The organism is Pseudoalteromonas rhizosphaerae, assembly GCF_902498845.1.
In the GTDB taxonomy this organism is placed as follows: Bacteria; Pseudomonadota; Gammaproteobacteria; order Enterobacterales; family Alteromonadaceae; genus Pseudoalteromonas; species Pseudoalteromonas rhizosphaerae.
Genome location: NZ_CABVLM010000030.1, coordinates 1 through 8100 on the forward strand (window position 1 = coordinate 1; position 8100 = coordinate 8100).

Below are 8100 nucleotides of genomic sequence, written 5' to 3' on the forward strand. Positions count from 1 at the left end.
CTTAACAGCCGCATCGACAGACGAAGTAAACGAATTTGTTTATTGGTTTAGAATTGACCGTCAATTTATAAAAACGGTCAAAAAGAACTCTATTGCCTATTGACAGAGTTAAGGCTCATATGTGTTAGCTGGTCGACTGAATTTGCTGAAGTATTGGCATAAAGATTTTATTCCGAACTTTTTGCTCTTCCTTTATACCTTTCTTATCAAAGTAGTCATTGTAATTAGGTTGAAGCGTTGTCCAATCCAAAAGCTTGTTGGAAACTTCAGTAATGAAATTTGGTTCAAAGCTCACATAACCTACAGGGAATGAAATATCACGTTTATCATCTAGTTGTGCATGGAACAAACTTGCAACCATTAGGCCGGGAATAATCATAAATTCCGCATTTTCACCGCCAAATCTAGCAGGTAAATCCATTAGTTCAGCATCAGATAGCTTCCAAAAATTATTCTTTAGGGTCATCGACTCCTGATAACTCTCACAAGCCATACCTAAAACTACTTTTGACGTTTTCTTCCTTTTGTCGAAGAAACTATAAACTTCATCTACTAATTTACTTAAATCAGTAGTTTTTCCCCACGTTTTAGATTCGGTATTGGTTAGCCAAATCAAACCAGAGTTATCTGGTTTATCTTCAAATACTACCTTAAGTCGACTCGTTAGGATGTCTCGATTTCTCTCGGTATAAAAATTACCAAGTAGCATAAATGTGTCGTCATTTAGTTTGGTTAGTCCATTTTCATAATGATTAACTATAGCCTTAATATTGAGTGTTCTAGCAGCATCATCCCAATACTGAACTAGCAGTGGATCATTCGATACCTCAAGGTACTCGTTGAAACTTTCATACAAATCTTTTTCCGTACCAGCTTGAATAGTAGCGTCCATGAGTGAAAACATTGCTTTGTCCTCATCCCAGTCATCAACAGTATTTGAAACATATTTCATTTTCAAAATGTTAGGTGATTCGGTATCTACAAAATACTCGACCTCAAGCGGGAGTGTTGAGTCAAACCTATCTGAAACTTGATTTATTTTGTACAGATCTTTTACCTCTGAAAAAACATCCTCTTTCAATACAACCTCTCTAAATAAATTGAAGTTTGTATCGAAAGAATTTTGAGCTTTACCCAATAAATTTCGGTAGCATTCGTCTGGCAAGTTGAGTGATACACTAAAATCCTGAGAACCAGAACGTCTCACATCAGTAGACAGCATTCGGAAACTATATAATTCAAACTCGACTGGAGATGCTTCGTCAGTTACTTCAAAAAAGGTAGGTCTTAAATTCCCATCCTCTTCTGTAAACTTACTCATCGCATAGTACGTAAGTTTTATCTTTCCAGATTCCCACTCAATTAAATTCTCTTCTTGTAAATCATCAACAATAGCCAGCATTTCTTTGCTCGTGAAACCAAAGTAATCCTGAATAGTTTCCATGCTAGTAGAAGTCAATGAATAAATAAGTCTAATTACAAACTCTTTAACAACTGGTAACTCGCGCTTCTTACTAACAGTATAATCCACAAAAAAAGACTTCATTGGTAAGCCAAAGCAAACCTTACTTATTTGAATTTTCATTTTTTGGCCTCCAGAAGTTGTGAATTTACAACCGAGTACTCTTTTCCGTTATGTCCTGAAATATACTTAAATACTCGTCCAAGCGCAGAGCCTTCATTATGACTCTTCCACATATCCGAATTACCAATTATGAACAAAGCTTCCTTAGCTCGGGAAAGTGCTACGTTTGCTCGATTCTCTGAAGAAACATGACCTTGCCTACCGCTTGAGTTACTTCTGACCAAAGAAACAATAATAATATCGTTTTCTTTACCTTGATAACTATCGATCGTGTCTACCTTTATGATTCCTTTTTCTAGTAATGTTCGAGCCCAGGCAACGCCATTGATCTCGCGAATTAGATGCCTAACTTGTTCACCATACATACAAATGATGCCAAGCTTAGGCTCATCATCTTCGATGAGGAGCGATTCAGCATTCTCATGAGAGACTAGCTTACTCAGCAACTCCAATATAATTTCAGACTCATATCTATTGACATAACTTTTCTGGTTTGCATTCTTAGCAGTTGGTTTAGACTCAAAAGATTTACTTGTAGCTTTACTAGTGTCAATCCAAGTCACTGGCGTACATACCTCTTCAAATAGCTCTAGATAAGCTTTTTCCGTTGCACCCCTACCAGTTTCTAAACCACCTTCTTCTGAGTAAAAACATTCCGATACTAGGTTTCCTACAGCCGGTATCATTCGATATTGAATTTTAAGGAAACGCCCTACAGTCTTTCCATAACTAGACAGAAATGCTCTTTCAAAATCACTGCGCTTGAACTCATCAGTGCTAACTGTTGGTAAGATCCTTTTTGCTGCCTTTATATGCTCATCATCAAATAATGGAGGGAGTTGCTTATGGTCCCCAACTAAAAGGACTTTGCGCCCTACCTGCATTGCAATGGCAAGTTCACTTGCTGGCGATCTAGCGGCTTCATCAATAACTACCAAATCATAAATGTTCTCTTGAATCCCATAGTGGTTACGTCCTATTCCAACACAAGTTCCGCATACTAAAGTACGTGTCTTTGATAAGAAGTTTTGGAATTGCGATTGGCTAGAAGCCATAACGCTCAGCCACTCATTTGAAATAGAGACAATATTTTTGAATTTTGACAATAAATCACCAGAGAAAATTTCATAGTGTCTCGCCAGTGCCGAATAAATATACTCTCTATAGTAAGCAAGCTCGATATCGCCTAGGTTCAGATCCATACCTGCTTTCCGGGAAAAGAATTCCAGCAATTTTTTGTTTAATCCTTCGATCTGATTCACTAAAGCGCCTGCGATGTCACTATCCGTGTCCTTCATGCGTGAAAGTATACGGTCTAATTGCTTACCAAATGACCTCTCAAATTCAGTGGCTACTTTTGTAAACTCTTCATCAATGCCTAACTCTCGTGCGACCCTAGTAATACGTTCTTCGTATTCAGCTTTAAATCTATCTCTATAGTGTTCTTGGAGCGCCTTCTCTCCTACATCGTCGAGCTGTTCCGAAAGTACATGCTGATCACCAAGACGAACGATATCTATTTCGGTGTTATTCCGTCCGAATAATGACCTAACTTTCTCAGTGGCATTATTGACAGCTTCGTGAGATTGACTGACCAATAGCACCCTTCTAGCACCATTAGAAATACAGTAATGGATGAAAGAACCAATAAATGCCGTTTTACCGGTGCCCGGAGGACCTTGAAGTAAGCTTACCGGGCCATATTTATACAAGCCTTTGAAAGCTTCTCGCTGCTGTTCATTTAGCTTAAAGATTACCTTCCCACTAGAGTCTAACTCAGTGTAAGAATCTAACTCAGCATCAGTTGGCTCTGATAGTTCATTTGGTTCAACGGCTACTCCTGGGGAGAAGTAATCTGCAATATTACGGATAACACTTCTGTTGTTAACCAAGTTCTCCGTCGCTAACTTCCTTTTATTTAATGATGATGCCGTCAATGCACCTTCAAGAACCAAAGTATCACCCTGCTCAACTCTCGCTTTACCCCGAATGTTTATTGCCATCGAATTTGGACCAATATCAACGAGAGTTCCTATTCTTCGCAGCTCTCCATGCCTCTCTGCATACACAAAAACACGTTCTGTATTTAAGTTAAAGTCTAAAGAAGCACCTTCGCTAGTATATTGAAACGTATACTTATCTCCCTGAATTCTCGGGTCTGTAGATATTTCAACTCTTGGGTTACTTTCATGTTCGGTTTCAACAAGAGCTTTCCAAACATCTCTTACATCCGTTACTTTGGAGCCTTTTATGTTAGTTGACGCTATTGTCCCCTGATTAGAATTACTTCCCTCCGAGCTTGCAACATCTTTACAAAGTTCTTGGTATACCGGGCTTTCAAGTATTTCATCAAAAAAAACTTCAGAGCTTTCACCCTCAGACTCGCAAAAATTAATATCTCCACTTAGCTCGAAGGTTGATCTTTTCTTGTTACTGATGAAATCGTTGTGTCTAATCTCATCAAATTTAGCTGAAACAATAAATTTCTTTTCTGGATGAATAAGCATACTCAAGCGATGTTTCACGCCTGTGATTCGAACAGAAACTAAATCACCGTTATTGCCTTTATTTATTTCTAGATCTAGGTAGTACTTACCATCATCAGACAAAAACCCGCTCTGCCTATTCTGAAGGTTTTTATGATAAATCTTAAAGTTATTTACTAGCTTGAGAGGTGGGGGACTAATAATGCCCTCTAACTCATCATGCAGCTTTATAATTTCTTGGCTTGATATTTCAGGAAGTTTGCACAGTTGATTTACATAGTTATTCAAATGAGTTAACTGTTTAGATACTGCCAATTCACTAATTATCTTCACAACAGCGTAACGATCTATACTTGCCGTAGGAATATTTTCGTGATTATCAGGAGAGTAAGTAGGCGTATATCTACTTTCATCTAGTTCGATGATATCGATAAACACCAAACCGTTATCACTGACAATGATGTTTTCGGGGTGTATATCACCATGACGAATGTTTGCTGAATGCAATTCAATTAGTGACGATAGCAACTGTTTGATCTGTAAAGTAGGATCATCAATTTTTTGAGACTCAACAAACTGCTTCCAGGTTCTCCCTTTTATCCACTCAAACTGGAAAAAGGCACAGGTCATTTGTGGGTTTAAGCCATAGTCAATGATTTTGGGAAGGCACTTTATATCTGCATTTTTTCTAATCTCTAGCCTATTAAAAAATGACAGTAGCTGACTATTAACACCGCCATCAGCTGACACGTCGCTCACCCCAAACCAAGCTTTCAGGCCAAATGAATCGTCGATAGCTTTTAAGAAATTGAATGTCCCGTCTATCCTTACCGGGCTAGTGCCTCCAAAATCAACATAGATATTTTTTGAAGAGTGAAAGTTTGCTAACAGGCCTAGTTTATCTTCACCATCAGACTCACCTACATTCAATAGTTTATTAAGCTCAGTAAGAGCTTCTCGCAGGTCTTTAAAACGAGCAGAAGCTTCAAGCTCTAAACCCCTTTCAAACCATTTCCCGAGCAGTTGGCATATTGAATTATCTTTAATTGGTTCCCAGAGGTAAATGCCATCTTCTTTTACAGGCGACTTGCCGAACGCAATATAGTGACATGCAGCTGTAGCTAAATATACATCACGAGTAAAATGTGTACCGTCAGAATCACCGTACAACTCTTCAGGTGTAGAAATCTGGTTGTGCTGAAGAATTTTACGAATGTTAGACACTGTTTTATTTTTCGGGTCTGGATAGGTTGCCGTTAGGAAATTAGACAATACAACCTTACTTGGTAAAGATACCCAGATACTGTGATTGCCGAGGTCGCGGTGTGCTACGTCAATATCATGAAGGCTAGCTAAACGACTTACGAGAGCTTGAATTAGGTTGAGTCTATTTTCTTCAGTAAGCTTTGCACTGTTCTTTCTCACAAATGTATCTAGGCGTTCTTTTTTATTTGGCCATTCATACAATTCAACAAAATCAGAAGATAACTCGCTAGGTATATACTCTAATCGAAGATATGTATCCTTGAGTTCTTCATCTTGGCTTGCTATATAGCCAAGCACATCACTTTCTCTGCGAGCTATTAAAGATCTTTGTTCTGGAGTTCTAGCATGCTCAACGATACAAGGAGAGGTGAAATTCCATCTGCGCATCAGCGCTTTATAGTTATGATTATCAGAACGTTGGCTGTTGTATTCAGAATATAACCCATCTCTATGCTGGAATAGAGGCTGGCCTTTTAAGACATAATTATTAGCAGAGTAATTTTTTGCTTTGAAATCGGCACTATTACTAGAAAAGATTTTATCCCATTGTTGTAAGTTTTTATTAGGAGCATCCTCTTTTCGCTTTATCATCCATGATACATCATTTTTGAAATACTTATTATAGACTTTGTCTTCGCCTATTTTAGAGAACTCCTCTAACGTGAATACATAGTCTTGTTCATCAGAATGTAGGTCCTCTTTACCAGCGGTTCCACATAAGACCACACAGTGATCAACCCAAGGTACAAACCTGTTACTTAAGCGCTCTTTTAATTTAGTCGCTAATACTTGAGCCGACCTCCTAGCTTGGCGCACACCATTACTTCGATGCTCCTCTCGCCCATCAGGAAACTGTACTACCCACTTGCCATTTTTAGAAAAGATTTTTCCTGACCACTTTTTAAATTCAACGCTTATTATTCGGTCATGGGTTACGAGAATTAAATCGCCTTCAAACTCTCCACTTTGTCTTCCCCTCATCTCTAGGGATGAATAACCTTTCCAATTGTTAGGTAAAGTAGCCTCAAGCCTTTCGTTCGCTTCTCTTTCATAGCCGTTTATCCCTAGTGGGTCTAAACATTGTATTTTCATTATTTGACCTTCTATCCTCAAGAATAAATATTCTAAAGTTTGTTATTATGAGAAACATGCAACAAGGAGGGAAAAGCTCTAACATGAGCCCCCTGAAAATTTAAAAATAAGCTTTTATAGTCTTAACTGGTCTCAAACCTTGTACCATAAAACATGATCGCCAAAGTAGCCTACTAACTCACACGTAGATGGATAGAATCCATCTACGAAGACTGGACTAGGAAGAATCCTCTGAAAAGCTAACGCCCCAAGCAGCTGTGAGTAGCATTGGCGGACTTTTTGCCCGCGTAGCGGGTGAGAAAAAGCGCCAATGTTACGAATCCGACTGACTTGGCTTGTTAGCTTTTGCATACCCTGATTCTTGCTCATCTAATACTTTTTTGAGTGTCACTTTATCTATGACAGGAAAACCGGTAGTAAAAGATGATTCAGGCTTTAATTTCTTATTTTTAAGGTTTCTATGAAGATGATCTGGTCCATAATCTACGTCATGGTGATTTGCAGAATCAAACCTTGCTACATCTTTCTTTCTGCCCGGTTGGTAAATCATATAACCGTAATTTAGCTCTGATGTGAGCCTGAACACTAATTTAAATCCTGTTTTATTTCGATAAGCGGTGATTGTATTGTTTTCGATTTTATCAATGCGACATTCAAAGTCGTTGACTAACATGTCAGAAACCATGTTAAGTACTTCTTTGCGGGGAAGATCCTTCTTAACGAAAGGAGCTGCCACACCAAAAACTGAGCTTAAGTATTCTAGATTTGAGTTTGATAATTTGCACTCTTCAGCGTGAGTACTGCAGAGATCAAACCCAAATAAAACACCTTTATCTCCAGTCACTGTGGTACTAAATAATTGCTCTTTATCCTCTCCACAAACCATGCATCCATTACTGCTAAGGTACATTGCGCTTTCAGTTGTTGTGCTCTCTTTTCTACCGTCAAACAACCCCTTAAACCCTGCAGATTTATCTTTAATTCTTTCAAAAAATTCATCAACTCTTTGCTCATATGATGAATGCTCAGTAAAGGAGAAAATTGTTAGGTCACATATATACTCTAAGCGTGGACCCTGTGGCCTCATGTGGTGAGCAATAATCTCACAATCGGCTTGTGACTTAAATTGGATATAATAGGAACGAGCTATTGGAAAGTATTCGTCATGCTTATAAAATGCACAAATACTAAAGTCATCACCATTCTTGTATAAACCTGATAGATCAGCGGATTCAATAAGAGGTTTTAAATAAGAAATATCAGGTAGTGGAATACCCAAAAACGGTTGTTTTTTCACTAAAACGGAACCGTACATTTTTGTCGATAAATCAGCTTCTTTACCCGATAGGCCCATATCGATAGCCAAAATAGCTGGATCATAGATGTATTTGAATGGTTTCAATTGCCTTCGTCCCTACTAAACAGATTCCACAAGTTCACGATATCCCATAAAAAGCTAACGCCCCGCTAAGGGGAAATTTATTGTTGGCTAAAATGTTGAACGGAGTGAAAACAGCCAACTGTAAATTTTCCCTCTTGAGCGACTTGTGTACGCCCGACATGGGCATTGACTTATGAGGTGAAAGTCCTCTGTAGGAAGATCACCGTTTAAATAACATACTGTTATTAAACGATAACTACTAGCGAATGGCAAGGGCTAAATCGCGAGAG

General features: G+C 38.4%; 3 protein-coding genes. All 3 read right to left on the reverse strand.

The window, feature by feature from the left end:
* Window positions 1-124: 124 nt before the first annotated feature.
* Window positions 125-1585 carry a hypothetical protein gene (locus PSR9079_RS23185; protein ID WP_149983429.1) on the reverse strand — a complete coding sequence of 487 codons (1461 nt, stop codon included), beginning with the start codon at window positions 1583-1585 and terminating at the stop codon, window positions 125-127.
* Window positions 1582-6429 (reverse strand): AAA domain-containing protein, encoded by a 4848-nt coding sequence (locus tag PSR9079_RS23190; protein WP_149983430.1) that lies wholly within the window; start codon window positions 6427-6429, stop codon window positions 1582-1584. The genes PSR9079_RS23185 and PSR9079_RS23190 overlap by 4 nt, the downstream gene beginning before the upstream one ends.
* 313 nt (window positions 6430-6742) lie before the next feature.
* The gene (locus tag PSR9079_RS23195) at window positions 6743-7831 is read right to left on the reverse strand and encodes a DUF6516 family protein (protein WP_149983431.1); all 1089 of its coding nucleotides are present in this window, start codon (window positions 7829-7831) and stop codon (window positions 6743-6745) included.
* Window positions 7832-8100 lie beyond the last annotated feature (269 nt).